The following is a 25,692-nucleotide window of genomic DNA, read 5'->3' on the forward strand; positions in this document are numbered from 1 at the left end:
GGGCTTGTCCCGGCCATCCACGGCTGTAAAACCCCGCCATGACACAACCCCTCGCCAACCGAATCGCTCTCGTCACCGGCGCCTCGCGCGGCATCGGCTATGCCACTGCGATCGCGCTCGCCAAAGCCGGCGCGCATATCGTCGCGGTGGCGCGGACGCAGGGCGGGCTGGAAGAACTCGACGACGAGATCCGGAAAGATGGCGGCAGCGCCACCCTGGTGCCGCTCAACCTCACCGATTCCGACGGCATCGCGCGGCTGGGGGCCAGCCTGCACGAACGTTACGGCAAGCTCGACATCCTCGTCGGCAATGCCGGCGTGCTTGGGCCATCCTCGCCGATCGGCCATATCGAGCTGAAGACCTTCAACGACGTGATGGCGGTGAACGTCTCCGCGAATTTCCAGTTGATCCGCTGCATGGAGCCGCTGCTGAGGCAGTCCGATGCCGGGCGCGCCGTGTTCGTCACCTCCGGCGCCGCCAACAAGGCGACCGCCTATGTCGGCCCCTATGCGGCGTCCAAGGCCGCGCTGGAAACGCTGGCCCGCGCCTGGGCGCAGGAGACTGCGAATACGAAGCTGCGCGTCAATCTGTTCAATCCCGGCCCGGTCCGCACGCGCATGCGCGCAACGCTGATGCCGGGCGAGGATCCTGAGACGCTCGACACGCCCGAGCAGGTTGCAGAATTCATCGTGCCGATGTGTGGCCCTGACTGGACCGAGACCGGCAAGTTCTACGACTACAAGACCCGCACCCTGATGAGTTTCCGCGCGCCGGCCTGATTGACACCACGCCGATGACGTCAAGGGTAACGTCTATACCGCCGTGGTCGACACCGGAAATTCAAGCTGACAACGGACGCGCTGGATTAGCGCCTCAACGCATTTTGCCCAAAGGTTAACCGACGGATGACGCTAGGACGCAGCGTCATCCGGCTTTAGGTGCATTGCCGCCGGCCGCGGGACAGGCTAGAGCCATCAGCCGGAAACAAGGCTCCGGAAGAGAGCCGTCCGCATATTTGACATTGGAGGAGACCTTTCATGACGACGACGTTCGCACGCCGCACCGCGGCCCTTCTGGCCTGCGCCGCTTTCGGTTTTGCCACATCCGCCTACGCCCAGGACAAGACCGTCAAGATCGGCGTGCTCAACGACATGTCGAGCCTGTACGCCGACATCGGCGGCCCGAATTCGGTCGCGGCGGTGAAGATGGCGGTCGAAGACTCCGGCCTCAAGGCCAAGGGCTGGACCATCGAGGTCCTCTCCGGCGACCACCAGAACAAGCCCGACATCGGCGTCAACATCGCCCGGCAGTGGATCGATGCCGACAAGGTCGACGCCATCGCGGACACGCCGAGCTCCGGCGTTGCGCTCGCGGTGAGCAACCTCGTCAAGGAAAAGAACGCGGTGCTGCTCAATTCGGGCGCCGCCACCGCCGACCTCACCGGCAAGGCCTGCACGCCCAACACCGTGTCCTTCACCTACGACACCTACATGCTCGCCAACGGCACCGGCAAGGCGCTGACCAAGGCGGGCGGCGATAGCTGGTTCTTCCTCACCGCGGATTATGCCTTCGGCCACGCGCTGGAGCGTGATACCGGCGCGGTGGTCACGGCCACCGGCGGCAAGGTGCTCGGCGGCGTCAAGCACCCGCTGAACACGGCGGACTTCTCCTCGTTCCTGCTCCAGGCGCAGTCCTCCAAGGCCAAGATCATCGGCCTCGCCAATGCGGGCGGCGACACCACCAACGCGATCAAGCAGGCCGCCGAATTCGGCATCGTCCAGGGCGGCCAGAAGCTCGCCGCGCTGCTGCTGTTCATCAACGACGTGCACTCACTCGGCCTGAAGACCGCGCAGGGCCTGACCTTCACCGAGTCGTTCTACTGGGACCTCAACGACCAGACCCGCGAATGGTCGAAGCGCTTCCAGAAGGTCTCGCCCAAGGGCTCGATGCCCTCGATGACGGTTGCGGGCCTCTATGCCGAGATCCTGCATTACCTGAAGGCGATGGACGCGCTCGGCAGCAATCCGCATGACGGCGCCAAGGTCGTCGCCAAGATGAAGGAGCTGCCGACCGACGATCCGCTGTTCGGCAAGGGACCGCTGCGCCAGGACGGACGCCGCCTCATCCCGGCCTATCTGTTCGAGGTGAAGAAGCCCGAGGAGTCGAAGGGCCCGTGGGACTATTACAAGCTGGTCGCCACCATCGCGCCTGAAGACGCGGCCAAGCCGCTCAAGGACAGCGACTGCCCGCTGGTGAAGAAGTGACCGCGTAGCGGTCGTGCAAGGTCTTAACGGCGTCATGCCCGGGCTTGTCCCGCCTGCGCGGCCGAAGCCGCTTCGGCGAGGCGAAGGCCCGGGCATCCACGTTTCAGGCCAGAGGGAAAGAACGTGGATGGCCGGGACAAGTCCGGCCATGACGGACAATCAGGCCGTCTTCGTCGCACCCAGCGTCCGCACCGCGATCGCCACGCACACCACCATCAGCACCGCTGCGAGCAGGAACGGCGCGCCCGGCAGATGCAGCGGCGCGCTGGCGCCGATGAAATACGAAAACGTCAGGGTGAACAGGAACGGGCCGACGAGCTGCGACACGCTCTGCACGCTCGCGGTCGCGCCCTGCAGCTGGCCCTGCTGATCGGGCGCGACCAGCCGCGTCATCAGCGATTGCGAGGCGGCACCCGAGATGCCCCACAGCGCCAGAATGGGAATGCCGAGCCAGGACAGCGGTCCGGTCGGCGCAGCGCCCAACACCACGAAGCCGAGCGCACCGCAGCACAGGCCCATCAACAATGCGTTCCGCTCGCCGAGCGCGCGCACGATCGGCCCGATCGCGAGCCCCTGCACCACCATGGCGCAGATGCCGACCATCGCTAGCGTCAATCCCACGGTCTTGGAGTCCCAGCCGTAGCGATAGGTCGCATAGAGCACGAACGCCGAGGGCAGCACGACATGCGCGACCTGCGCGATGAAGTTGACGACCGACAACGCGGCGAGCACCGCGTTGGATCGCAACAGGTGCAGCGCCCCGATCGGATTGGCATTCCTCCAGCGGAACGGCGCGCGCTTGTCGGGCGCGAGCGATTCCGGCAGGACAAAGAGCCCATAGAGCGCATTGGCCAAGCTCAGGGCCGCCGAGGCCCAGAACGGCAGGCGCGGATCGATATCGCCGAGCAGGCCGCCGAGCGCTGGCCCTAAGATGAAGCCGGCGCCGAAGGCCGCACCAATCCTGCCGAAGATCGCCGCGCGCCGCTCCGGCGGCGTGATGTCGGCGATATAGGCAAAGGCGGTCGAGATGCTCGCCGAGGTGATGCCGGAGATCACGCGGCCGATGAACAGCCACGCAAGCGACGGCGCCAGCGCCATCAAGACGTAATCGGCCGCGAGCCCGAAATTCGACAGCAGCACAACCGGCCGCCGGCCGAAACGATCCGACAGCGCGCCAAGCACCGGCGAGAACACGAACTGCATCAAGGCCCAGGCGGTGCCGAACAGGCCGAAGATGCGCGCCGCATGTGCGGTGTCGTTGTCGACGAAGCTCTCGATCAGCTTCGGCAGAACCGGCATGATCACGCCGAGCGCGACCATGTCGAGCAGGATGGTGACGAAGATGAAGGCGACCGCGCCGCGCCGGGCCGGCGCAGCACGTGCCGCGACCGCCTCGCCGGCGCCGTCGCTCACGACGGCCGCTTGCGCTTGTGCGCGAAGGGATTGGCCTTCTCGCGCAGCGTGATCCGCACCGGCGTGCCCGGGAGATCGAAGGTCTCGCGCATGGAATTGGTGAGGTAGCGCAAGTAAGATTGCGGCACCGCGTCCGCGCGCGAGCAAAACAGCACGAAACTCGGCGGGCGCGCCTTGTTCTGCGTGATGTAGTTCAGCTTCAGCCTGCGGCCGGACACCGCCGGCGGCGGATTGGCCTGGACCGCCTGCTCGAACCAGCGATTGAGCGCGGAGGTGGGCACGCGCCTGTTCCAGACCGCGTAGGCGTCCTGGATCGCCTGCATCAGGCGGTCGATGCCCTCGCCCATCAGGCCCGAGACGGCGACGATCGGCACGCCCTTGAGCTGAGGCAGCCAATGATCGGCATCGCGGCGCAGGCCCGAGATGGCGCCGCCGCCCTTGGTCTCCATCAGGTCCCATTTGTTGACGGCGAGCACGACCGCCCGGCCCTCGCGCTCGATGAGATCGGCGATGCGCAGGTCCTGCTCCTCGAAGCGGTTCTGCGTGTCCATCATCAGCACGACGACCTCGGCAAAGCGCACCGCGCGCAACGCATCGGCGACCGAGAGCTTCTCCAGCTTCTCCTCGATCCGCGAGCGCCGGCGCAGGCCTGCCGTGTCGAAGACGCGAAAATCGCGGCCCTTCCAGTTGATCTCGACCGCGATGGAATCGCGCGTGGTGCCGGCCTCCGGGCTGGTCAGCAAGCGCTCCTCGCCGAGCAGATGATTGATCAGCGTCGACTTGCCGGCATTGGGCCGGCCGACGATGGCGACCCGGATCGGACGCGTCGCGGCCTCCTCCTCCGAGATCGGCGCGTCGTCCTCGCCGTCGTCGTCCTCGTCAACGGGCTCCGGCATCAGCTTGGCCAGTGCGTCATAGAGCTCGCCCATGCCCTCGCCATGTTCGGCGGAGATCTGGATGGGATCGCCGAGGCCGAGCGCAAAGGCCTCCATCGCGCCGGCATCGCCATGCTTGCCTTCGCTCTTGTTGGCGATCAGCAGCACCGGCTTGTTGGCTTTGCGGGCGAAATCGGCGAAGGCGCGATCGGTGGGCGTGAGACCAATGCGGGCATCGACGACGAAGAACAGCGCGTCGGCTTGCGCGATCGCGGTTTCGGTCTGCTCCTGCATGCGCGCGGTCAGCGAGCCCCTGGCGCCCTCGTCGAGGCCGGCGGTATCGATGATGGTGAACTGGAGGTCGCCGAGCCTGGCCTCGCCTTCGCGGCGGTCGCGGGTGACGCCCGGCAGGTCATCGACCAGCGCGAGCTTCTGTCCAACCAGGCGGTTGAACAGCGTCGATTTGCCGACATTGGGCCGGCCGATGATGGCGATTGTGAAGGACATCGGTCATTCGTGCGCTGCCGGGGCTGCGCCTGTCAATGCAATGAAGAATATCAGCGCGAGAAGCTGCCACTCGGCAGCGGCGCCGGGAAAGCACTCTGCGATTGCTGCTGGGTGGTCTGGGCCGGTTGCGCCTGCTGGACGGGCTGATCCGGCGGCGGTGCGGTGGTGCGCTTGCGGACGATCTTGTGCTTGGGCGGCGGAGCGGCCGTGGCTGGCGCAGCCTCCGGCTGGGCCTCGCCGTCGATCTCGCCGGCGGGCGCTTCAGCCGGCGCCGCTGCGGCTGGCTGCCTCGCCTGCTTCGCCTTGGTCCCCTTCGCTGGCCTAGCGGGTTCCGGCGGGGGCTCCGCGGGCAGAGCCGCGACGGCAGGCGCGTTCGGATCAGGCTGCTGCTGCGCGCCCTTGTACAGCTCCCTCGGCACGCCCTGCTCGAGGCCCGGCACGCCCTCCGGGAAGACCGGCTTGCGGTCGCCCGGCAGCTTCTTCTTGGTGTCGAGGAAGTCGAGCATGTCGCTTGGATCGAAGCTGGAGCAGCCGCCCAGCACGCCCGTGAAGGCGATCAGGACGGCGGCTGCGATCAAGCGTGGCGTGCGGCGCATCTTGTCTCTCGTCTCAAGTCAGAGGGCCGGCATCAGCTCTTGGCGACGGGCGGCAGCAGGGCCTGGAGCGCCTCGGCGCGCGAGCGCAGGCCGGGCGGCGTTTCGCCGTCTCCGTCAATCGCGTCGAGCCATTTGCGGGCTGCGGTCAAGTCGTTGTTACGCCAGGCCGACAATGCCAGCATCTCACGGGCGCTGTGGCGGAAGGTCGACTTCGGCGCAGCGGACGGCTCCAGCCGCTGCTGCATGTCGGCGTAGCTGGCGCTGTCGAGCAGCAGGCCGGCGGCGCGGATCTTCGCCAGGTCCTGCCACTCCCCGCCGACGCTGCGATCGGCGGCAATGTCGTCATACATCTTCGCGGCGGCCTTGGGATCGCGGCTCGCGGCCTCGGCGGCGGCACGCAGCCGCGCCAGGGTGCGATAGCCGGACGGAGCCGTGGCGGCGAGCTCGGTGAAGGCCTTCTCGGCGTCAGCGTGCTTGTCCTGCTCGGACAGTTCGACGGCCTTCTCGAAAGCGGCGCCGGCCTCGGCGGCCTTCCTGGCCTCCAGATATTGGTAGCCGCGCCAGCCACCGACGGCGGCCACGACCAGCACCATCAGGGCGATGAAGTAGATCGAATACTTGTCCCACAGCTTCTTGAGCTGTTCGCGACGTACTTCCTCGTCGACTTCGTTAAATAATTCAGACACTTATGCTAATCCCATGCCCGTCCGGGTGCGCGCGCCGAAGCGTCCGCGTCAGGAATCCCGTCCCCGCTTGGCGGCGAGGTACCCTAACGATATGGCGGTGGCAAGGCAAAGCGAGCCCGATCAAGGCGTTAACCAGCCGGGAGAGCCCGGGATGCCCGCTGCCCGGCTCAAGCCCCCAGGAGTTCCCGCAGCTGCCGCTTCAGCACCTTGCCGTTGGCATTGCGCGGCAACGGGTCTGCCGTGATCGCCATGGTTTCGGGCACCTTGTAGTCCGACAGGCGCTCCGCGCACCAGGCCCGCAACTCGGTGTCCGCGACCGAGCTGCGTGTCACTACGACGGCGTGGACGCGTTCGCCCAGCACGGGGCACGCCCTGGCAATGATCGCGCTCTCGACCACGGCGGGATGCCCCGCCAGCACGGATTCGACCTCGGCCGAATAGATCTTCAGGCCGCCACGGTTGATCATGTCCTTCTGCCGGTCGAACACGCGAACGAACCCCTCCGCATCCACAGAGCCGAGATCGCCGGAGTGCCAGAACCCGCTGGTGAAGCTTTCGGCAGTGGCTTTGGGGTTATTCCAATAGCCCTTGATGACGGAGGCGCTCTGGATCCAGAGCTCGCCGATCTCGCCAGGAGGAAGCTCCCGCCCGTCCGATCCCATGGCGATGATGCGCGCGCCGGGACACGGCAGGCCGACGCTGTCGATGTGGCTCGCCGTCAATTCGCCCGGCATGATCGTCGACGGCGATGTCGTCTCGGTCGCGCCGTAGCAATTCATCAGCTTCAGGCCGGGGATCTTCGCCTTGAGCTTCTCGATGGTCGCGACCGGCATCGGCGCGCCGCCAAAGCCGCCGATGCGCCAGCTCGAGAGATCGTAGCCGTCGAAATCGGGCTGCAGCAGGCAGAGATTGTACATCGCCGGCACCATCACCGTGTAGGTGACGCGCTCGCGCGCGGCGAGCTTGAGGTAGTCGGCGGCCTTGAACTCCGGCATGATGATCAGCGCGCCGCCGCAGCGGATCATGGTCGTGATGTTGGCGACGACGCCGGTGACATGGCCGAGCGGCACCGCTGCAATGGAACGGTCGGCTTCCGTCAATTGCAGACAGGAGACGAAGACCATCGAGGAATGCACGATGTTGCAATGGGCCAGCATCGCGCCCTTCGGCTTGCCCGTGGTGCCCGAGGTGTAGAGGATCATCGCGGTGTCCTCCTCGGCGACCTCGACAGGCGCCGCCGCCGACGGGTTGTCGGCGAGCACCGCGAAACGCGACAGGGCCGGATCATCATCGACGGCGATACGGTGCATCACATCGGGCACATCCTGCGCATCCGGCAGCCGCTCGGCGAGCGCCGCTTCGTGGATCAGGATCTTTGCGCCGCAATCGGTCAGCACATAAGCGATTTCCGGTTTCTGTTGGCGCGTGCCGAGCAGCACCGTCACCAGCCCCTCATGCGCGGCGGCAAACAGCAGCAGGGGAAACTCGACGCAGTTACCGAGCAGGATCGCGATACGGTCGCCGCGCTGCAATCCGAGCCTGCGAAATCCGGCTGCAATCCGTGCGGCCTGCTCCACGGCCTGCTGCCAGCTCAGGCGGACATTCCCCGCGATCAGCGCTTCACCGTCGGGATTGCGGGCGCAGGCTTCCGCGATCATCGCCCACAGGCTCGCCGGCCGATCCCGGAAGGCGGGCACGACCCGATCGCCAAAGCGCGCCTCATACCGCATCGGCGGGATCTGCGAATGCGACCAATCCATCGAAGGCCCTCGGCTTGTTGCTCTTACTAGCTTCCGCGCATGGACATCGGGGTCTCGTCTTGTGCTGACCGGCTAGACACCGATGACGGGAACACCGATCACGACCGGATGGAACGCGAACGCCAGCGCCAAATAGGCGACGATGCCGACCGCAACTGCGATCAGATCGTTGGTGATGCCGCCGACCGGAATCGGCGGGCCGCCGGCGTCGGTGCGATGCTTGAGCGAAATGCGGTCATACACCGCCCAGCCCAGGAACGAGCCGAACAGGATGATCGAGCCGAGATCGCCATTGGCGAGCAGGTGCGCGGCAGCCCACAGCTTGATGCCCGCCAGCATCGGGTGCTTCAATGTCACATAGATGCGGCCGCGCAAGTAAGAGGCCACCACCAGGATGACCGCGGGCAGCATCAATGCGAGCGTGATGTGCTTCATCGCCTTCGGCGGATACCAGACGTCGATCCAGCCGGTGGCGCGATACTGGGCATAGCCCCAGATGATCATCGCGAGCCCCGCCAGCGAGATGAGCGAATAGAGGATCTTGTAGGACCCCTCGCCCAGCCTTGCGATCGCCTCGGCGCGCATCTCGCGTTTGGTGGTGAACACATGCGCCGCAAAAAACAGCGCAAGCCCCAGGATCATGACCAGCAGACCCACGACATCCTCCCCTTTTGGCCACAGCCCCCGCCTCTGAGGTATCATCGATTGGCTCGCGGTCGCAACTCTTCCTCCTCATGGTGAGGAGGCGCATCAGCGCCGTCTCGAACGATGCAGGCCCGGCTGTGCGACAGCGGGGCCTTTCATCCTTCGAGACGCGCGCGATGCGCGCTACTCGGGATGAGGAGACGGAGCGGTGCTACTTCGCAAGCTCGCGATTGTCGACATAGCGGATCGCGATCGGCTTGCCCGCCAGCGCGCCGCCAAAGCCGCTGGTGAATTTCAGCGGCAGGCAGGCCTTCAACGATGCGTTGATGGCATTGAGATAGGTCGCGCGGGTGTCGGCGGGGACGCCCGCGGTCGCAAATGTCATGCGCGGCGGGCCGATCAGACCGCCCGATCGGTTGAGGCTGAACCGCACCGACATCTGCATGCCCGCCCGCGCCTGGTCAGCGGGAGGAGGTGACCAACACGAACGCAGCTCGGCGAAGAGGTCGCCGATCGTATCAAGGTCATGATCGGGCCGCCGGTACTTCGCAATGTCGGCTTGCGATGGAACGCTTTCGACCGTGAGCTGGAGAGTCTCGCCGAATGGAAATGGAATTTCGGTGATGCAAGGTCCCTGAAACGGCCCGCCGCACGGCTCATACGAGAACGGCTCCTCTTCGAGAGGGCGGCTCCGCGCGTCGGCGACGGCCGAGATTGTTACCAGCAACAGAAGAACATGAATGCAGCGCCACATGCGTCGAGACCGAAATGGTATTTGCAATAAGTGGCAACGGCTGTGAAAGGTTCAAGGCTGGCCGCGATGGTTCGCTTCACTCGATAATCTGATCCGCTTGTGCCACCAGCGTGGGCGGCAAACTCAGCCCCAGCGCGCTGGCCGTCTTGAGATTGAGCAGGAACTGGAATTCGTTCGGCTGCTGGACTGGTAAGTCCGCAGGACGCGCCCCTCTCAAGATGCGGTCGACATAGTCCGCCGAGCGACCGACAAGATGCGAGATCGAGACTCCATAGGACATCAGCCCACCGTCCGTGACGAAGAAAGGGAACGGATACATCGCCGGCAGACGGTGCGCAGCCGCCAAGTCGAGAATCAATCGCCGGTGAACGATTGGAAACGCGTCGGGAAAGATCAGCAGCCCGCCGTATGGCTCCTCCGCAAAGCGCGAGATTGCCTGTTCGAGCTCGGCGGCATTGTGCGCCGGCGCCGGAACAAGCTGGAGCTGGACTGCCGGAATGAACGCCTCCACGGAGGGCATCAAGATCATGGGTGCTGTTCGCGGATTGAAGACCGCGGCGACCCTTCGTATCGCCGGTGCCGCCTGCTTGAGCAGTTGCAGCCACTTGCCGGCCATGGCGGGCTCGAACGTCGTGAAGCCCGTAATGTTTCCACCCGGCTTGCCGAGACTTTGCACGAAACCGGCACCCACTGGATCGGCAACGACCGTGAAGACAATCGGCAAGGTCGGCGCACGTCGCCTAAAGACTTCCACCGACGGAGTACTGATTGCCAGAAGCACGTCCGGCCGCATATCAACCAGTTCGGCGGCCTGGGCATCCGCCAGATTCGGATCGCCGGCCCACCAGCGATATTCGATATGGATGTTACGTCCCTGCTCCCAACCGAGTTCACCCAGACGCTGCCTCAGTTTTTGGTAGCTGGCCTGGCTCTCCGGATCGCTGGCCTTGCCTCCCGCCAGCGCACCGATTCGCCTCACATCACCTTGCGCGGATGCGCCAAGTGGGTAGGTCGCCGCGCCTGCAGCGAACATGATGAATTCGCGCCGCCTCATGACCGTCTACCTCGCTGAGCGTTGCCGTCCAGCATCACGAGAACGTCCGGGAAACACTACCCCTTCTTCTTGACGTCCTTGACGTTGCTGAACTCGATGCCCTCGGCGCGCTCCCTGGTGTAGCCGAGATAGAATTCGTTCCGGGCGAGATACACGGGATCGCCGTCGACGTCGTCGGCGATGCTGGAAGTGTTGGCGGCGATGAAGGTGTCGAGCTTCTTGCGGTCCTCCGAGGAGACCCAGCGCGCCAGCTGAAATTCGCTGACCTCGAACTCGACTGGAAGCGAATATTCCGCCTCGAGCCGCGCCTTCAGCACGTCGAGCTGGAGCGCCCCGACCACGCCGACGAGCGCCGGCGCGCCGTCGCGCGGGCGAAACACCTGCACCACGCCCTCCTCCGACATCTGCTGCAGCGCTTCCTTCAGCTTCTTCGCCTTCATCGCGTCGGTGAGACGGACGCGGCGGACGATTTCCGGAGCGAAGCTCGGCACGCCGACGAAGTTGAAATCCTCCCCTTCCGTCAGCGTATCGCCGATGCGCAGCGTGCCGTGGTTGGGAATGCCGACGACGTCGCCGGCGAAGGCTTCGTCCGCCACCGAGCGGTCCTGGGCGAAGAAGAATTGCGGGCTCGACAGCGGCATGCTCTTGCCGGTACGCACCAGTTTCGCCTTCATGCCGCGGCTGAGCTTGCCGGAGCACAGACGTGCGAATGCAATGCGGTCGCGGTGGTTCGGATCCATATTGGCCTGGATCTTGAACACGAAGGCGCTCATGCGCGGATCGGTGGCCTCGACCTTGCGCTGGTCGCTGTCCTGCGCACGCGGCTCGGGCGCGAACTTGCCGAGGCCTTCCAGCAGGTCGCCGACGCCGAAATTGCGCAGCGCGCTGCCGAAATAGACCGGCGTCAAATGACCTTCGCGGAACGCCCCGAGCTCGAACGGCTTCGACGCCGCCGTGACGAGCTCGAGTTCGTCCTTCACGGCCGCGACGTCGAGATTGGCGTTGAGCTTGGCCAGTTCCTCGATCTCGATCTGCTGCGCCGCGCCGGTCTTGGCGCCACCGCCTTCGAGCAGGCGCACGCCGCCATTGACGACGTCATAGGTGCCGAGGAAGTCGCGGCCGCGACCGACCGGCCAGGTCATCGGCGTGGTATCGAGCGCCAGCGTCTTCTCGATCTCGTCGAGCAGCTCGAAAACGTCGCGGCTCTCGCGGTCCATCTTGTTGATGAAGGTAATGATCGGAATGTCGCGCAGGCGACACACCTCGAACAGCTTCCGGGTGCGCGCCTCGATGCCCTTGGCGGCGTCGATCACCATCACGGCGGAATCGACCGCGGTGAGCGTGCGATAGGTGTCTTCCGAAAAGTCCTCGTGGCCCGGCGTGTCGAGGAGGTTGAACACGAGGCCTTCGAATTCGAAGGTCATCACCGAGGTCACGACCGAGATGCCGCGTTCGCGCTCGATCTTCATCCAGTCGGAACGCGTATTGCGCCGCTCGCCCTTGGCCTTGACCTGGCCGGCAAGATTGATGGCGCCGCCGAACAGCAGCAGCTTCTCGGTCAGCGTGGTCTTGCCGGCGTCAGGGTGGGAGATGATCGCAAAGGTCCGCCGCCGCGCCACTTCAGCGGCAAGCGGGGAACGGGCCGGCGATTCGGCTGTGGTGATGGCGATGTCGGACATGGCGGGAGCGTGTGGCAGGGAAAACGGGCCTGATCAAGCCTCATTTGGTGATTGCGGAGCCATTCGGCCAGCCCCATATCGGCTTTCGGGAAGGAAGGCCTTCCGTTTCTCAGCACCTCAGCCGCGGGGACGACCGTGCCTGAAATGGAGGGGTCGTCATGGCCTGGAGCATCCTGTTTGTCGCCGGCCTTCTCGAGATCACCTGGGCGATCGGCCTGAAATACACTGAGGGGTTTACCAGGCTTGTGCCGTCGGTGATCACCCTGGTTGCCATGGCCGGCAGCGTCATCCTGCTCGGATTTGCGCTCAAATCCCTTCCCGTCGGAACCGCCTATGCGGTCTGGACCGGCATCGGCGCGGTGGGCACCGCGACGCTCGGCATTGTCCTGTTCGGCGAGCCGGCGACGGCCATGCGCCTTGCCAGCATCGCCCTGATCGTCGCCGGGATCATCGGACTGAAGCTCGTCACCTGACGAAGATCTGGACCAGCCACCACGTCAGCGCCGCGACGATGGCCGAGGCCGGGATCGTGATCACCCAGGCATAGACGATCGAGCTTGCGACGTTCCAGCGCACCGCCGAGACGCGGCGGGCGGCGCCGACGCCGACGATGGCACCGGTGATGGTGTGAGTGGTCGAGACGGGAACACCGAGATAGGTCGCCATGAACAGGGTCGCGGCGCCCCCCGTCTCGGCGCAAAAGCCCTGCATAGGCGTCAATTTCGTGATGCGCAGGCCCATGGTGCGGACGATGCGCCAGCCGCCCATCAACGTGCCAAGCGCCATCGCCGCCTGGCAGGACAGCACCACCCAGAACGGCACCGAGAACTCGGTGCCGAGATGACCCTGCGAATAGAGCAGCACCGCGATGATGCCCATGGTCTTCTGCGCGTCGTTGCCGCCATGGCCGAGCGAATAGAGCGAGGCGGAGGCGAATTGCAGGATGCGAAAGGCGCGATCGACCGCGAACGGCGTCGAGCGCACCGAGGCCCAGGAGACGATCGCCACCAGCATCATGGCGAGCAGGAAGCCGACCAGCGGCGACAGCACGATTGCCAGCACCGTCTTGGACAGGCCGCTCCATACCGCGGCCGAAATCCCCGCCTTGGCCATGCCGCCGCCGACGAGGCCGCCGATCAACGCGTGCGACGACGACGACGGGATGCCGAGCGCCCAGGTCACGAGGTTCCAGACGATCGCGCCGACCAGCGCTGCGAAGATCACCTGGGCGTCGACGACCGCGGGATCGATGATGCCGGTGCCGATGGTCTGGGCGACGTGCAGTCCGAACACCATGAAGGCGATGAAATTGAAGAAGGCGGCCCAAAACACCGCGAATTGCGGGCGCAGCACGCGGGTCGAGACGATGGTCGCGATCGAATTGGCGGCGTCGTGCAGGCCGTTCAGGAAGTCGAACAGCAGCGCGACGGCGATCAAGCCGACCAGGATGGGAAGACCCAACGCGGCATCCACGGCGGCCCTGCCTTAAAGTTGGCGCATGATCTCCGCGCAAACGCGTTTTGCGTTTGTCGCGAAGGAAAACCGCTGCACACTTTTCCGGATCATGCGCTACACCTGCTCGATGACGATGCTGTTGATCTCGTTCGCGACGTCATCGAAGCGATCGGCCACCTTCTCGAGATGATCGTAGATCTCGACGCCGACGATGAAATCCATCGCATTGCCCTCGCGATGCTTCAGGAACAGCTCCTTCAGGCCGATGTCGTGGAGATCGTCGACCCGGCCCTCCAGCTTGCCGAGCTCTTCGGTAATGGCGGTCAGCATGGCGACGTTCGGACCGATCGACTGCATCAGCGGCAGCGCACGCCCGACCAGATTGGCGCATTCGATCAGGAGGCCGCCGATCTCGCGCATGGGCGGCTCGAAGGTGCGGACCTCGAACAGCATGACCGCCTTGGCCGTCTGCTGCATCTGGTCGATGGCATCGTCAAGCGACGTGATGAGGTTCTTGATGTCGCCGCGGTCGAATGGGGTGATGAAGGTGCGCCGCACCGCCGTCAGCACCTCACGAGTGATGTTGTCGGCGTCGTTCTCGAACTGGTTGACGCGCTGGCAATAGACCGGCGTCTCCTCGCCCCCATTGAGCATGCCCTGGAGCGCGATCGCGCCCTGGATCACCGTCTGGGCATGCCGGTCGAACAGATCGAAGAACCGTTCTTCCTTGGGAAGGAACGCACGAAACCAACGCATCATGGGGATAGGCTACCGGTTGGAAATGGTCAGGCCCGGAGGGCTGTCATGAAACTGTCATAGACCATTTTCGATCCGCGCGCGTGTCATCTCACGCCCACGGAGCCGGGTCATCCACCGCTTTCATGCACCAGTGAAATTGATGCAAGATCAATCGCTTAGAGCGACCTGCGGAAGTAATGCGCGATTTCGCCGATGATGCCGCGGCGGAAGGTGAGCACGCAGATCACGAAGATCGCGCCCTGGATCACCGTCACCCACTGGCCGAAGCCTGCGAGATATTGCTGCATAGCAATGATGACGAAGGCGCCGACCACGGGACCAAAGATGGTGCCGAGACCGCCGACCAGCGTCATCAGCACGACTTCGCCCGACATCGTCCAGTGCACGTCGGTGAGCGAGGCGTTCTGCGCCACGAACACTTTCAGCGAGCCGGCAAAGCCGGCCAGCGTGCCGGAGAGCACGAAGGCCAGGAACTTGTACTGGTCGGTGCGGTAGCCGAGCGAGATCGCCCGCGGCTCGTTCTCGCGGATCGCTTTCAGGACCTCGCCGAACGGCGAGTTGATGATCCGGAAGATCAGGAGGAAGCCGGCAAGGAAGCCTGCAAGCACGACGTAATAGAGCACCGTGGGCTTGGAGAGATCGAAGACGCCGAACATGTGCCCCTGCGGGATGCCCTGGATGCCGTCCTCGCCGTGGGTGAATGGGGCCTGGAGATAGATGAAGTACAGGAGCTGCGACAGCGCCAGCGTGATCATCGAGAAATAGATGCCCTGGCGGCGGATCGAGATGTAGCCGGTGATGATCGACAGCACGAACGCCGCAGCGATGCCGACGAGGATGCCGAGCTCCGGCGGCAGCGCCCACACTTTCAGCGCATGCGCGCTGCAATAGCCGGCCGTGCCCAGGAACATCGCGTGGCCGAACGACAGCAGGCCGCCATAGCCGATCAAGAGATTGAAGGCGCAGGCGAGCAGCGCAAAGCACAGCGCCTGCATCACGAAGAAGGGATAGACGCCGGTGAACGGCACGGCCGCCAGCAGCAGCGCCATCAGCACGAACACGATCATCTCGTCGCGCATCGCGCGCGGGGTTGCCGGCAGCGTGTCGTCCGTCAGGGTTGTCATCTCAGGCCGCCCTTCCCGTCAATCCCGTTGGCTTCACCAAGAGCACCAGCACCATCAGCACGAACACGACGGTGTTGGACGCCTCGGGGTAGAAATATTTGGTCAGGCCCTCGATCACCCCGAGCGCGAAGCCGGTGATGATGGAGCCCATGATCGATCCCATGCCGCCGATCACGACCACCGCGAACACGACGATGATGAGGTCGGCGCCCATCAGCGGCCGCACCTGGTTGATCGGCGCCGAGAGCACGCCGGCGAGCGCGGCAAGGCCGACCCCGAGACCATAGGTCAGCGTGATCATGCGCGGCACGTTGATGCCGAAGGCACGCACCAGCGTCGGATTTTCGGTGGCGGCGCGCAGGTAGGCGCCGAGCTGCGTCTTCTCGATCAGGAACCAGGTCGCCAGACACACGACCAGCGAGAACACGACGACCCAGCCGCGATAGACGGGCAGGAACATGAAGCCGAGATTCATGCCGCCCCTGAGCTGATCCGGAATGGCGTAAGGCAGGCCGGAGGAGCCGAAATAGTTCTGGAACACGCCCTGCACGATCAGCGCGATGCCGAAGGTCAGCAGCAGGCCATAGAGATGATCGAGCCCGGTCAGCCATTGCAGCATGGTCCGCTCGAGGATCATGCCAAAGATGCCGACGATGATGGGCGCGAGCAGCAACGCCCACCAGTAGTTGATCCCGCCGAGGTTCAGCAGGAAATAGGCGACGAAGGCGCCCATCATGTAGAGCGCGCCATGGGCGAAATTGATGATGTTGAGCATGCCGAAGATCACGGCAAGCCCGAGACTGAGCAGCGCGTAGAACGAGCCGTTGATCAATCCCACCAGTAGCTGAGCGTAGAGAGCCTGCATCGATCCCGCACCCGGTCCCTTCTATTCCTCAACAACAGGCCGGTGCCGTTGCGCGCCGGCCTGCATCGTTCACGGTTACTTCTTCACCAGCGGACAGGCGCTTTCCGACAGCGGCCGGAAGGCCTGGTCGCCGGGGGTCGTGCCGACCAGCTTGTAATAGTCCCAGGGCGCCTTGGATTCCTCGGGCTTCTTGACCTCGAACAGATAGGCGGGATGAAGCTTGCGACCGTCCACGCGGATCGTTCCCTTGCCGAACAGCGGATCGTCCGTCGGCATCTCCTTCATCTTGGCGACCACCTTGGCCCCGTCATGCGGGTTGCCACCCATCGCCTCCAGCGCCTTGAAATAGTGGAGCAGGCCCGAATAGACGCCGGCCTGCACCATCGAAGGCATCGCCTTGTTCTTCATGCGCTCGGAAAAGCGTTTGGAGAAGGCGCGCGTGCCGTCATTCAGGTCCCAGTAGAAGGTCTCGGTGAAGTTCAGGCCCTGCGCCACCTTCAGACCGAGCGAGTGCACGTCGGTGATGAAGAGAAGCAGGCCCGCAAGCTTCTGGCCGCCCGAGACGACGCCGAACTCCGCCGCCTGCTTGATGGTGTTGGTGGTGTCGCCGCCGGCATTCGCCATGCCGATGATCTTGGCCTTGGAGGCCTGCGCCTGAAGCAGGAACGACGAGAAGTCGGCAGTATTCAGGGGATGCTTGACATTGCCGATCACCTTGCCGCCCGACTTCACCACGACCGCGGCGGTGTCGCGCTCGAGGGCATGGCCAAAGGCGTAGTCCGCGGTGAGAAAATACCATGTGTCGCCGCCCGCCTTCACCAGCGCCTGCCCGGTACTGTTGGCCAGCATATAGGTATCATAGACCCAGTGGATCGTGTTCGGCGAGCATTGCGCGTTGGTGAGATCCGACGTCGCCGCACCTGTGTCGATCAGGATGGAATTCTTCTCTTTGACGATGTTGTTCACCGCCAGCGCAACGCCGGAGTTCAGGACATCCATGAAGATGTCGACCTTCTCGACGTCGATCCATTGCCGGGCAATCGTGGAGCCGATGTCGGGCTTGTTCTGATGGTCGGCGGAGATCAAGTCGAGCTTCCAGCCCTTGGCAGCGAGCCCGGAATCCTCGATCGCCATCTGCGCGGCGACGGTCGAGCCAGGGCCACCGAGGTCGGCATAGAGTCCCGAATTGTCGGTCAGCACGCCGATCTTGATGTTCTTGTCCTGCGCGACTGCGCCACCTGCCGCACCGAGCGCCAGGGCCGTCCCGAGCAACATTGCCGAAATGCTGTGCTTCATAATCCGCCTCCCAATATTCCTTTGATAGTCGCTCTTGATCGTCCGGCCTGCTCGGCTAAACACCGAGATAGGTGTGGAGCTTGTCCATATTGGCGGCAAGCTCCGAGTTGGAAAACCCGTCAATGATCTTGCCGTGCTCGACCACATAGTAGCGGTCGGCCACGGTCGAGGCGAAGCGGAAGTTCTGCTCGACCAGGAGGATCGTGAAGCCCTCCTTCTTGAGCCGCGCAATGGTGTGACCGATCTGCTGGATGATGACGGGCGCAAGGCCCTCGGTCGGCTCGTCCAGCATCAGGAAGCTCGCGCCGGTGCGCAGGATGCGCGCGATCGCGAGCATCTGCTGCTCGCCGCCCGACAGCTTGGTGCCCTGGCTGCCCAGCCGCTCCTTCAGGTTCGGAAACAGATCGAAGATCTGGTCGAGCGGCAGTCCGCCCTCGCGGACGACAGGCGGCAACATCAAGTTCTCCCGCACGTCGAGGCTGGCGAATATTCCCCGCTCCTCCGGGCAGAAGGCAATGCCCATCCGCGCGATCCTGTCGGAGGTCGCGCGGATGATCTCCTGGTTGTTGAACTTCACCGAGCCGGTGCGCTTGCCGATGATGCCCATGATCGACTTCAGCGTGGTGGTCTTGCCCGCGCCGTTGCGCCCGAGCAGGGTGACGACCTCGCCCGCGTTCACGTCGAAGTTGATCCCGTGCAGGATGTGAGACTCGCCGTACCAAGCTTCGAGGTTGCGGACCTGGAGGATAGGTCCGCCGGTCGCAGCCCTGGCCGGGGCCTCGGCGATCGCAGTGTCAGGCATGACCGGCTCCCAGATAGGCTTCCTTGACGCGCTCGTCCTTGGTGAGCTCGGAGTAATGGCCCTGGGCGAGCACCTGCCCGCGCGTCAGCACGGTGATGATGTCGGAGAGATTGGCCACGACGCTCAGATTATGCTCGACCATGAGGATGGTGTATTTCGCTGAAATGCGCTTGATCAGTGCCGCGATCTTGTCGATGTCCTCGTGGCCCATGCCGGCCATCGGCTCGTCGAGCAGCATCATCTCCGGGTCGAGCGCCAGCGTGGTTGCTATCTCGAGTGCGCGCTTGCGCCCGTAGGGCATCTCGACCGCCGGCGTGTTTGCAAACTCGCTGAGGCCGACATCGTTGAGCAGCTCGCGCGCGCGATCGTTGAAGCGGTTGAGCACGGACTTGGAGCGCCAGAAATCGAACGAAGAGCCGTGCTGACGCTGAAGCGCGACACGGACGTTCTCCTGCGCAGTGAGATGCGGAAACACCGCCGAGATCTGGAACGAACGCACGAGGCCCATGCGGGCCACATCCGCCGGCGCCATCGCGGTGATGTCCTGCCCCTTGTACAGGATTTTCCCGGCCGACGGCTTGAGGAACTTGGTCAGAAGATTGAAGCAGGTCGTCTTGCCGGCCCCATTCGGGCCGATCAACGCATGAATGCTCCCACGGCGAACCTTGAGCGCAACGTCGCGGACGGCAAAGAAGCCCGCGAACTCCTTGGTCAAGCCTTCCGTTTCGAGAATGAACTCATCGGCCAAACAGATTTCCCCCTGCCCGCACACGGCGCGTGGCTGTCCTTGTTGCTTCGGCTGTCCGGAGGACTTGCAGCCCACCCGGAGCGCCGCCTCCGGGCGCGGAATATGCCGGAGGTGACGGGGGTTAGGCAAGGCGGAAAGCTGAGCAGGTCAGGCCTCCGGCTGGGATACAAATGCTCCCTTAGTCGGAGATGTCTGGATGTCGTGCCTGCCCGGCCTCCCGGTTCGCAAGGCACCGGCCATCAAGCCGTCGTTAACGGTCTTTCGTTCCGTGCGCCAGCCTTCATCGAAAATTTTCCCACAAGCGGGATCATGCGCGCGTCTTCACGTGCGGAGAATATTGCTTTGGATTTTGCAAACGCCGCTCCCTCCGTCGTCAAATCGATCCGGCAACGCGATCTCCTGAACACGTGGCTGCGACTTTATGCGCGCCAGCAGATCGCGCCGGCGATCTGGGAGTATCAGCCCGCGCGACTCGAGGAAGAGCTCTCGGATCTCATCTACTATACGGTCGAATCTTCGACGCCGACGCCGCGCCTCGTCATCCAGAGCGAGGGCACGCGCATCTCGCGTGCCTATGGACATACCGGCAAGGGCGTTTCGCTCGATGATTACGTCGGGCCGCGGCTCGCGCCGTACGTGTTGCCGATCTATCATGAATGCGTCGCGCGCAGGTTGCCCGTCTACAGCGTCGCCAATGTCGAGGACGTCTACGGGCGCATCGTCGCCTATGAACGGCTGCTGCTGCCCTTCCAGACCGACGGCAAGGTCTGCCACGTCGTCGCGTCGATCAAGACCTTCTGCGAGGACGGCGGCTTCGAGATCAAGAACCTGATGCGCGGAAATGACGCGCTGCCGCGTCCAAAGCTACGCGCTGTGATCGATCGGGAGCTGTTTCATCGTGCCCCTGCCCGCATCGCTCCTGCCGAGACGGTCGAGTTCTCCGACCAGCCGGAGCCCGCCATCACCGCCGAGACCATCGAGCTGAACTAGCGGTCAGCGCCCTTTGGCGCCGACCTCCTTGGCATAGACATCCGGCTTGAAGCCGACCAACAGCTTGCTGCCGATTTCCAGCACCGGCCGCTTGATCATCGATGGTTGCGCTAGCATCAATGCCAACGCCTTCTTCTCGCTCAAGCCTTCCTTGTCGGAGTCCGGGAGCTTCTTGAAGGTCGTCCCTGCGCGATTGAGCAGCGTCTCCCAGCCGACCTTGTCGCTCCACTGCTTGAGCTTGTCCTTCTCCACGCCCGCCGCCTTGTAGTCGTGAAACTCGTAAGGCACGCCATGAGCATCGAGCCAGGCGCGGGCCTTCTTCATGGTGTCGCAGTTCTTGATGCCGTAGATGATGTTGGACAAGACGTTTCCTCGTGCATGCGTGATGCTTCGGTTGCGGCGTTGTACGAAACTCCGGTTCGCGCGACAATATTGCGGACACCCCAACTCTCCGAGCGAACATCCCATGCACGTTACCCACGATCCCGCAGCTGCCGCCTCACCGACGATCGACTTCAACAGCTTCCTCGCGGTCGATGTCCGTGTCGGCACCATCGTCGACGCCAAGCCGTTTCCGGAGGCGCGCAAGCCGGCCTGGCGTCTCTGGATCGATTTCGGCCCCGCCATCGGCGTGCGCAAGAGCTCGGCCCAGATCACCGAAAACCACCCGCTCGATACCCTCGTTGGGCAACAGGTCGCGGCCGTCGTCAACTTCCCGCCGCGCCAGATCGGCCCGGTCGTGTCCGAGGTGCTGACCCTCGGCTTCCCCGATGCAAACGGCAAGGTCGTGCTGGTGCAGCCGAGCAGGCCCGTGCCGAACGGCGGACGCCTGTTCTAGGGAAGCTCACGGCCGCTTCGGAATGTTCAGCCCGCGCTGCACCGCCGGACGCGCCAGCCCGCGTTCGAGCCAGCCGCTGACCGCCCTGAACTGGCTGAACGCCACGAGATCGCCGGCGCCATAGAACCCGATGAGATTCCGCACCCAGCCGAGCATGGAGATGTCGGCGATGGTGTAGTCGTCATCCATGAACCATTGCCGGCCGGAAAGATGGGTCTCCATCACGCCGAGCAGGCGTTTGGACTCATCGACGTAACGCTCGAGCGGCCGCTTGTCCTCGAAATCCTTGCCGGCGAATTTGTGGAAGAAGCCGACCTGGCCGAACATCGGCCCGATGCCGCCCATCTGAAAGTGCACCCACTGGATGGTCTGGTAGCGCCGCGCAGCATCCTCAGGCAGGAGCTTGCCGGTCTTCTCTGCAAGGTATTGCAGGATCGCTCCAGACTCGAACAGCGGCAGCGGCCTGCCCCCGGGACCGTTGGGGTCGAGGATCGCCGGGATCTTGCCGTTCGGATTGAGCGAGAGAAACTCCGGCGTCTTCTGATCGTCCTTGCCGAAATCGACCAGATGGACTTCGTAGGGAAGTCCGATCTCCTCCAGCATGATCGAGATCTTGACGCCGTTTGGCGTTGGCAAGGAATAGAGCTGGAGCAGTTCGGGACGTTTCGCCGGCCAACGTTTGGTGATGGGAAAGGCGGACAGATCGGACATCGGGACCTTTGGTGCATGGACTGAGGCGTGCTCAATCTAGGCGAGGCGCCGTGCGGCGCAAGTCACACTTCGTCCCGGCGAACCTGCGCCTATCGCGGCAGCGTTGCCATCGCCACGATCGGGGTCATTGCCTCATGCTGCAGTCGATGCTCGATGAACCGTTCACCCGTGATCAACAGCACGGCCGTAAAGGCGATCGCGAGCATCGCGGTCGCCAATTGGCACACGTCGTACATGGCATTTTGTCCCTCAACAGCCTATGGCATAAAACGTCGGCTCCAGCGCCACGTTCCGAGGCGACATTGAAATATTGCTATTTTTTCCCGGATTGCGCTGCGAAGACATCGCGCTGTTCCGGCAGCCCGCGGAGGGACCAATGCCCTCCTCGAGCGTTGTCGCTGGATGAACATCGAGAAACGCGCTCTGCTCGATCACGCTGAACGCTGTCGCCGCGTCGCGAACGATCTCGCGCACAGCGAAGCCGCGCAACGGTTGCGAGCGATGGCCGACGAATACCAAGCGAGAGCAACAAGACTGAACGACGAGGGCGTCTCCTCGAATCCAGGCCGCAATAGTCGCAGCCATTTCGAAAACAATGGCGATTGGGAGGGCTGACCTCAACAGTTGATCTCCATCCGCAATCCGCGCGGATCGATCTCCTCGCCGCCGACACGTTGCGTACTGTCGCGTGCCGCGACCGCGCAGGCGCACGCATCGATGAGATCGTCGCGGCCGATGCCGGTGCCGTGGCGAAGCGTCAGCCATCTTTCGACCTTGCTGAAGCCCCGGTCTCTCAGCAGCGCAACGCGTTGCTCGCGGCCCCGCGGCGACGTCTTCGGCGCGAGCCGCACGCGCCCTGCCAGATTCCAGAACACCAATTCCGGATGCGCTTCGCCGATCGTCGCCTGCCGCGCCGGCGTCATGACCTCGTCGACCTCTCTGATCTTATCCCTGATATTCCAGAGCTGCGCCGACACGCCCCTGCCCTTGCCTTCCTGCTCCCAGTAATGCCGATTGGCCGTGGCCATGTCCGGGAATGTCCAGAGGTCGCGGCGCGCACCGAGAAATACGGCGGGGCCAATCAGCTCGCGGGCGCGTAGATCGCAAGCGCGGTAGCCGCTCGGATTCAATCCGATCGGCATGTCGATCATCGCGCGCGCATGCGGCAGCGCGAGCAGGCGCGTCAGGCCCGGCGAGTAGTCGAAGCCGTGATCGCCGCGCTCGTCGATCCAGGCTGCGACCCAGCCGTAGCGAAATCCATCGAGGCCGAGATAGTTTGGCAATCTATGGATTCCGATATCGCATCCTCTGAGATGAGCCGAGGCTGAATACCCCGACCATCAAGAGGGCGCGCTGGCCGAAAAGGATTCGCGGGCGCGTGCAATTTTTTGGCGGTCAGCCTCCGACCGCCTGATAGGCCAGGCGCTTGAACTCGAAGAAGAACGGATTCCAGAAGCCCATGTAGCGCTGGGCCATCAGCACGCCGGCGGTATTGGCCTCAGGGCAAATCCACCAATGGGTGCCGGCAAGGCCGCCCCACTGGAATTCGCCGGTCGAGTTCGAGGGATCGAGAGGCGTAGGCGCGAAGGTGACGGCGCCGCCGAGACCAAAGCCCTTGCCGGGGATAGGGCCGAGCGTGGCGAAACGGATGGTCTGCCCCGCCGGGAGCTGGTTCGTCATCATCAGCCGCAGCGTCTCCGGCTTGAGCAGCGCGTCAGACCCGGGCAGCAGCGCGCGGATCAGTGCGAGCATATCAGGCAAGGTCGAGACCAGACCGCCGCCGCCCGAGAGCCTCGGGAACGGCCGCCGATAGGCTTGCGGAAAGGGAAGATCGTCGGCACGCGTGAGACCCGGCTTCATCGGGTCGAGCACGTCAGCGCCATTGTAGAGCGCGACCAGCTTGCCCTGCTCCGCCTCGGGGACATGGAAACCGGTGTCGGTCATGCCGAGGGGATCGAAGATGCGCGCCTTGAGGAAGGCATCGAGCGGCTGGCCGAAGACGACTTCGGCGACGCGGCCGAGCACGTCGGTCGCGACCGAATATTCCCAGGCGGTGCCGGGATGATAGGACAGCGGCAGATCGGCGAGCTTGTCAATCATGTCCGAGAGCGCGGTCAATGGATTGAGCACACGCGTATCGTTGTAGCCCTTGAACAGCACCGTGCCGGGATCGAAGATGCCGTAGCTGAGACCGGAGGTGTGGGTCAGAAGCTGGCGGATCGTGATCGGGCTCTTCGCCGGTTCGACATCGGCAAGGCTCGAAGCGTCCTGCTTCAGGACCTTGCGATTGCCGAGCTGCGGCAGGAATTTTTCGACGGGGTCATCGAGCCCGATGCGCCCTTGCTCGACCAGCAGCATGATCGCGCAGGTCACGAAGATCTTGGTGTTGGAGAACGCGCGGAAGATGTGGTCGGGCCGCAGCGCAGTGTTCGCCTCGCGATCGGCAAAGCCGACGCATTGCTGATCGACCACCTCGCGGCCGCGCAGCACGGCCCAGGATACGCCGGGAATGATCTCCTGATCGACGTAGCGTTGCATCGCCGTCCGTACGGCGGAAAAATCAGGTGTTCTGGCGTCCACGGGCTCCCCCCAATTGTGGTTGGAATCGATATAGCGAGATTTCGCACAACATGAAGCCCATCGCGCGGTTCATCCCTGCTTCATCAGCACTGTGACCTGCAGGCGGCGCCTCGTCCGCATGCCCTGCCGCTGGTACAGCGCAATGGCAGACGTATTGCTCGAGAACACGTGCAGGAACGGAATTTCCCCGCGCGCCTCGATCTGGCGCGCGATGGCGGCGAGCAACGCCTGTGCGTAACCGCGCCCGCGATGATCGGGATGCACGCAGACCGCCGTCATCTCGGTGAAATTTCCGGGCTTCATCCGCTCGCCGGCCATGGCGACCAGCCCTCCGCGCGCGCGAATGCCGAGGAAGGTGCCGAGTTCGTGCGTCCGCGCCGCGAACGGCCCGGGCTTGGTCAGCTCGGTCAGTGCCATCATGGCCGGAACGTCGGCCGCGCCCAGGCGGACGATCTCGGCATCGCGCAGCGAAGCGTCGGCGGGCGAACCGATCATCTGCTCGCCGGGCTCGGCGAGCAGCACCTTGAAGCCGGCGGGAATTTCGACCGGCTCGGGCGTGAACAGCACCGCGACTTGCGAGCCCGACATGAGATCGCCGAGCGCCACAAAGCTTGCCTCGGACATGTCGACCATGTCGGCAAACGGGGTCATGTCCACGGGATAGCGCAGCGCCCGCGGGCCGCCTTCCGCCAGGTGCTTCTGGCTGGTTGTCAGCGCGCTCCAGATCGGACGATCCAGCAGCGCCTCATCGCTGTCGGACATCGGCCTAGTCCTTGTCGAAGCTGACGATGACGGCGGCATTGGCGATGAGAATGGGGTCGTTGGCTACTTCCGTGGCCGAGGGAATCTCCAGCCCGCCCTTGACCGCGTTGACAGTCACCGTGCCGTAAGGCAGCTCCCTGGCGACGGCTTCCTTGTCCACGCTTTCCGGATTGGGCACCGCGATCGTGACATCGACGAACATGTCGTTGGCGGTCTTGCCGATCATCCGGAAGAAGCCGAGGCTCGAATGCCTGATGGCATCCGACACGGCACGCTTGGCCGCCTTGGTGGCGTCCCTGCCGTGGACGTCGACGCCCATGCCCATCTCGGTGACACAACGAACGCGAGTCATTTCATATTCCTGTGGTTGATTGGATGATTGGGAGTGTCGGCGATCGGCGACCGCAGCACAAGTGCGCTCGCCCCTCTCGTGTCCCGGACGCGCAGCAACGCTCTCGCGTTGCTGCGCGTCCGGGACCCAGGAAGCCACAGAGTTCGCTGATGCATGGGCCCCGGCTCTGCAGCGCAC

The 25,692-nt window shown here is 64.2% G+C and carries 29 protein-coding genes; 5 read left to right on the top strand and 24 right to left on the bottom strand.

The features are described 5' to 3' along the window. Window positions 1-38: 38 nt before the first annotated feature. Together IVB23_RS03735 and IVB23_RS03740 are read left to right on the top strand one after the other, a co-directional pair. Window positions 39-779, top strand: a complete 741-nt coding sequence (locus IVB23_RS03735; protein ID WP_247802486.1) for an SDR family NAD(P)-dependent oxidoreductase — start codon at window positions 39-41, stop codon at window positions 777-779. Window positions 780-1,037: 258 nt separating this feature from the next. After that, a complete protein-coding gene (locus IVB23_RS03740; RefSeq protein ID WP_197966712.1) occupies window positions 1,038-2,264 on the top strand; it encodes an ABC transporter substrate-binding protein in 1,227 nt (408 codons plus the stop codon). Window positions 2,265-2,423: 159 nt separating this feature from the next. Here the strand turns inward: IVB23_RS03740 and IVB23_RS03745 are convergent, their stop codons facing one another. The 9 genes from IVB23_RS03745 to IVB23_RS03785 form a co-directional block, all read right to left on the bottom strand. Further along, window positions 2,424-3,677 carry a TCR/Tet family MFS transporter gene (locus IVB23_RS03745; protein ID WP_247802487.1) on the bottom strand — a complete coding sequence of 418 codons (1,254 nt, stop codon included), beginning with the start codon at window positions 3,675-3,677 and terminating at the stop codon, window positions 2,424-2,426. Then, entirely contained in the window at window positions 3,674-5,059 is a 1,386-nt protein-coding gene (gene der, locus IVB23_RS03750) for a ribosome biogenesis GTPase Der (RefSeq protein WP_247802488.1), read from the bottom strand. The genes IVB23_RS03745 and der overlap by 4 nt, the downstream gene beginning before the upstream one ends. Window positions 5,060-5,109: 50 nt before the next feature. Beyond that, window positions 5,110-5,655, bottom strand: a complete 546-nt coding sequence (locus IVB23_RS03755; RefSeq protein ID WP_061876705.1) for a hypothetical protein — start codon at window positions 5,653-5,655, stop codon at window positions 5,110-5,112. Window positions 5,656-5,687: 32 nt separating this feature from the next. Then, entirely contained in the window at window positions 5,688-6,341 is a 654-nt protein-coding gene (locus IVB23_RS03760; RefSeq protein ID WP_061876706.1) for a tetratricopeptide repeat protein, read from the bottom strand. A gap of 167 nt (window positions 6,342-6,508) precedes the next feature. Beyond that, window positions 6,509-8,101, bottom strand: a complete 1,593-nt coding sequence (locus tag IVB23_RS03765) for a class I adenylate-forming enzyme family protein (RefSeq protein ID WP_247802489.1) — start codon at window positions 8,099-8,101, stop codon at window positions 6,509-6,511. Between the two features lie 72 nt (window positions 8,102-8,173). Beyond that, complete coding sequence (locus tag IVB23_RS03770; protein ID WP_082821888.1) at window positions 8,174-8,758, bottom strand: NnrU family protein; 585 nt, start codon at window positions 8,756-8,758, stop codon at window positions 8,174-8,176. A 199-nt stretch (window positions 8,759-8,957) separates the two neighbouring features. Then, window positions 8,958-9,500: a hypothetical protein gene (locus tag IVB23_RS03775; RefSeq protein ID WP_061876709.1), complete on the bottom strand. Its 543-nt coding sequence runs from the start codon at window positions 9,498-9,500 to the stop codon at window positions 8,958-8,960. A 76-nt stretch (window positions 9,501-9,576) separates the two neighbouring features. Beyond that, a complete protein-coding gene (locus IVB23_RS03780; RefSeq protein ID WP_061876710.1) occupies window positions 9,577-10,554 on the bottom strand; it encodes an ABC transporter substrate-binding protein in 978 nt (325 codons plus the stop codon). A gap of 56 nt (window positions 10,555-10,610) precedes the next feature. Continuing rightward, window positions 10,611-12,233, bottom strand: coding sequence for a peptide chain release factor 3 (locus IVB23_RS03785; protein WP_197966718.1), 1,623 nt, complete (start codon window positions 12,231-12,233; stop codon window positions 10,611-10,613). Window positions 12,234-12,391: 158 nt separating this feature from the next. On the opposite strand from IVB23_RS03785, the gene sugE reads away from it, so the two are divergent. Further along, the gene (sugE, locus tag IVB23_RS03790; RefSeq protein WP_061876712.1) at window positions 12,392-12,706 is read left to right on the top strand and encodes a quaternary ammonium compound efflux SMR transporter SugE; all 315 of its coding nucleotides are present in this window, start codon (window positions 12,392-12,394) and stop codon (window positions 12,704-12,706) included. Here sugE and IVB23_RS03795 read toward each other — a convergent pair. The 7 genes from IVB23_RS03795 to IVB23_RS03825 all read right to left on the bottom strand — a co-directional run bounded on the left by IVB23_RS03795 (window position 12,699) and on the right by IVB23_RS03825 (window position 19,282). After that, complete coding sequence (locus IVB23_RS03795) at window positions 12,699-13,706, bottom strand: inorganic phosphate transporter (RefSeq protein WP_061876713.1); 1,008 nt, start codon at window positions 13,704-13,706, stop codon at window positions 12,699-12,701. The genes sugE and IVB23_RS03795 overlap by 8 nt on opposite strands. A 96-nt stretch (window positions 13,707-13,802) precedes the next feature. Beyond that, window positions 13,803-14,447, bottom strand: coding sequence for a DUF47 domain-containing protein (locus tag IVB23_RS03800; protein WP_061876714.1), 645 nt, complete (start codon window positions 14,445-14,447; stop codon window positions 13,803-13,805). A 155-nt stretch (window positions 14,448-14,602) separates the two neighbouring features. Beyond that, window positions 14,603-15,571: a branched-chain amino acid ABC transporter permease gene (locus IVB23_RS03805; protein ID WP_247802490.1), complete on the bottom strand. Its 969-nt coding sequence runs from the start codon at window positions 15,569-15,571 to the stop codon at window positions 14,603-14,605. 1 nt (window position 15,572) lies between these two features. Further along, a complete protein-coding gene (locus IVB23_RS03810) occupies window positions 15,573-16,436 on the bottom strand; it encodes a branched-chain amino acid ABC transporter permease (protein WP_027574219.1) in 864 nt (287 codons plus the stop codon). 75 nt (window positions 16,437-16,511) lie between these two features. Next, the gene (locus IVB23_RS03815; protein ID WP_197966720.1) at window positions 16,512-17,732 is read right to left on the bottom strand and encodes an ABC transporter substrate-binding protein; all 1,221 of its coding nucleotides are present in this window, start codon (window positions 17,730-17,732) and stop codon (window positions 16,512-16,514) included. 55 nt (window positions 17,733-17,787) lie between these two features. Next, window positions 17,788-18,534 (bottom strand): ABC transporter ATP-binding protein, encoded by a 747-nt coding sequence (locus IVB23_RS03820; RefSeq protein WP_061876718.1) that lies wholly within the window; start codon window positions 18,532-18,534, stop codon window positions 17,788-17,790. Beyond that, on the bottom strand, window positions 18,527-19,282 hold the full coding sequence (locus tag IVB23_RS03825) for an ABC transporter ATP-binding protein (RefSeq protein WP_028178025.1): 756 nt from the start codon (window positions 19,280-19,282) through the stop codon (window positions 18,527-18,529). The genes IVB23_RS03820 and IVB23_RS03825 overlap by 8 nt, the downstream gene beginning before the upstream one ends. 309 nt (window positions 19,283-19,591) lie before the next feature. Here IVB23_RS03825 and IVB23_RS03830 point away from each other — a divergent pair, with 309 nt between their 5' ends. Then, the gene (locus IVB23_RS03830; protein WP_247802491.1) at window positions 19,592-20,272 is read left to right on the top strand and encodes a PAS domain-containing protein; all 681 of its coding nucleotides are present in this window, start codon (window positions 19,592-19,594) and stop codon (window positions 20,270-20,272) included. Between the two features lie 3 nt (window positions 20,273-20,275). Here IVB23_RS03830 and IVB23_RS03835 read toward each other — a convergent pair whose 3' ends face one another. Then, entirely contained in the window at window positions 20,276-20,635 is a 360-nt protein-coding gene (locus IVB23_RS03835; RefSeq protein ID WP_061876721.1) for an ArsC family reductase, read from the bottom strand. A gap of 103 nt (window positions 20,636-20,738) precedes the next feature. Between IVB23_RS03835 and IVB23_RS03840 the strand changes: the two genes are divergently transcribed. After that, window positions 20,739-21,110, top strand: coding sequence for a tRNA-binding protein (locus IVB23_RS03840; protein ID WP_158670023.1), 372 nt, complete (start codon window positions 20,739-20,741; stop codon window positions 21,108-21,110). Window positions 21,111-21,116: 6 nt separating this feature from the next. Here IVB23_RS03840 and IVB23_RS03845 read toward each other — a convergent pair whose 3' ends face one another. From IVB23_RS03845 to IVB23_RS03875, 7 genes are all read right to left on the bottom strand, one after another. Continuing rightward, the gene (locus tag IVB23_RS03845) at window positions 21,117-21,821 is read right to left on the bottom strand and encodes a glutathione S-transferase N-terminal domain-containing protein (RefSeq protein ID WP_247802492.1); all 705 of its coding nucleotides are present in this window, start codon (window positions 21,819-21,821) and stop codon (window positions 21,117-21,119) included. Between the two features lie 89 nt (window positions 21,822-21,910). Continuing rightward, entirely contained in the window at window positions 21,911-22,057 is a 147-nt protein-coding gene (locus IVB23_RS03850; RefSeq protein ID WP_197488606.1) for a hypothetical protein, read from the bottom strand. Window positions 22,058-22,070: 13 nt separating this feature from the next. Beyond that, a complete protein-coding gene (locus IVB23_RS03855) occupies window positions 22,071-22,442 on the bottom strand; it encodes a hypothetical protein (RefSeq protein ID WP_197966725.1) in 372 nt (123 codons plus the stop codon). Further along, entirely contained in the window at window positions 22,439-23,104 is a 666-nt protein-coding gene (locus IVB23_RS03860) for a DUF429 domain-containing protein (protein WP_247802493.1), read from the bottom strand. The genes IVB23_RS03855 and IVB23_RS03860 overlap by 4 nt, the downstream gene beginning before the upstream one ends. A gap of 112 nt (window positions 23,105-23,216) precedes the next feature. After that, window positions 23,217-24,401 (bottom strand): serine hydrolase domain-containing protein, encoded by a 1,185-nt coding sequence (locus tag IVB23_RS03865; RefSeq protein WP_197966727.1) that lies wholly within the window; start codon window positions 24,399-24,401, stop codon window positions 23,217-23,219. Between the two features lie 69 nt (window positions 24,402-24,470). Next, entirely contained in the window at window positions 24,471-25,163 is a 693-nt protein-coding gene (locus IVB23_RS03870; protein WP_197966728.1) for a GNAT family N-acetyltransferase, read from the bottom strand. A gap of 4 nt (window positions 25,164-25,167) precedes the next feature. Next, on the bottom strand, window positions 25,168-25,515 hold the full coding sequence (locus IVB23_RS03875) for a Lin0512 family protein (protein ID WP_061876728.1): 348 nt from the start codon (window positions 25,513-25,515) through the stop codon (window positions 25,168-25,170). Between the last annotated feature and the right edge of the window lie 177 nt (window positions 25,516-25,692).

This window comes from Bradyrhizobium sp. 191 (assembly GCF_023100985.1).
Taxonomy (GTDB): Bacteria; Pseudomonadota; Alphaproteobacteria; order Rhizobiales; family Xanthobacteraceae; genus Bradyrhizobium; species Bradyrhizobium diversitatis.

Excerpts from the sequence above, each read along its gene's own strand:
- IVB23_RS03735 (WP_247802486.1), top strand. The coding sequence starts at position 39 with ATGACACAACCCCTCGCCAACCGAATCGCTCTCGTCACCGGCGCCTCG.
- IVB23_RS03740 (WP_197966712.1), top strand. The coding sequence starts at position 1,038 with ATGACGACGACGTTCGCACGCCGCACCGCGGCCCTTCTGGCCTGCGCC.
- der (WP_247802488.1), bottom strand. The coding sequence starts at position 5,059 with ATGTCCTTCACAATCGCCATCATCGGCCGGCCCAATGTCGGCAAATCG.
- IVB23_RS03755 (WP_061876705.1), bottom strand. The coding sequence starts at position 5,655 with ATGCGCCGCACGCCACGCTTGATCGCAGCCGCCGTCCTGATCGCCTTC.
- IVB23_RS03765 (WP_247802489.1), bottom strand. The coding sequence starts at position 8,101 with ATGGATTGGTCGCATTCGCAGATCCCGCCGATGCGGTATGAGGCGCGC.
- IVB23_RS03775 (WP_061876709.1), bottom strand. The coding sequence starts at position 9,500 with ATGTGGCGCTGCATTCATGTTCTTCTGTTGCTGGTAACAATCTCGGCC.
- IVB23_RS03780 (WP_061876710.1), bottom strand. The coding sequence starts at position 10,554 with ATGAGGCGGCGCGAATTCATCATGTTCGCTGCAGGCGCGGCGACCTAC.
- IVB23_RS03785 (WP_197966718.1), bottom strand. The coding sequence starts at position 12,233 with ATGTCCGACATCGCCATCACCACAGCCGAATCGCCGGCCCGTTCCCCG.
- sugE (WP_061876712.1), top strand. The coding sequence starts at position 12,392 with ATGGCCTGGAGCATCCTGTTTGTCGCCGGCCTTCTCGAGATCACCTGG.
- IVB23_RS03800 (WP_061876714.1), bottom strand. The coding sequence starts at position 14,447 with ATGATGCGTTGGTTTCGTGCGTTCCTTCCCAAGGAAGAACGGTTCTTC.
- IVB23_RS03805 (WP_247802490.1), bottom strand. The coding sequence starts at position 15,571 with ATGACAACCCTGACGGACGACACGCTGCCGGCAACCCCGCGCGCGATG.
- IVB23_RS03810 (WP_027574219.1), bottom strand. The coding sequence starts at position 16,436 with ATGCAGGCTCTCTACGCTCAGCTACTGGTGGGATTGATCAACGGCTCG.
- IVB23_RS03815 (WP_197966720.1), bottom strand. The coding sequence starts at position 17,732 with ATGAAGCACAGCATTTCGGCAATGTTGCTCGGGACGGCCCTGGCGCTC.
- IVB23_RS03820 (WP_061876718.1), bottom strand. The coding sequence starts at position 18,534 with ATGCCTGACACTGCGATCGCCGAGGCCCCGGCCAGGGCTGCGACCGGC.
- IVB23_RS03830 (WP_247802491.1), top strand. The coding sequence starts at position 19,592 with ATGCGCGCGTCTTCACGTGCGGAGAATATTGCTTTGGATTTTGCAAAC.
- IVB23_RS03840 (WP_158670023.1), top strand. The coding sequence starts at position 20,739 with ATGCACGTTACCCACGATCCCGCAGCTGCCGCCTCACCGACGATCGAC.
- IVB23_RS03845 (WP_247802492.1), bottom strand. The coding sequence starts at position 21,821 with ATGTCCGATCTGTCCGCCTTTCCCATCACCAAACGTTGGCCGGCGAAA.
- IVB23_RS03850 (WP_197488606.1), bottom strand. The coding sequence starts at position 22,057 with ATGTACGACGTGTGCCAATTGGCGACCGCGATGCTCGCGATCGCCTTT.
- IVB23_RS03870 (WP_197966728.1), bottom strand. The coding sequence starts at position 25,163 with ATGTCCGACAGCGATGAGGCGCTGCTGGATCGTCCGATCTGGAGCGCG.
- IVB23_RS03875 (WP_061876728.1), bottom strand. The coding sequence starts at position 25,515 with ATGACTCGCGTTCGTTGTGTCACCGAGATGGGCATGGGCGTCGACGTC.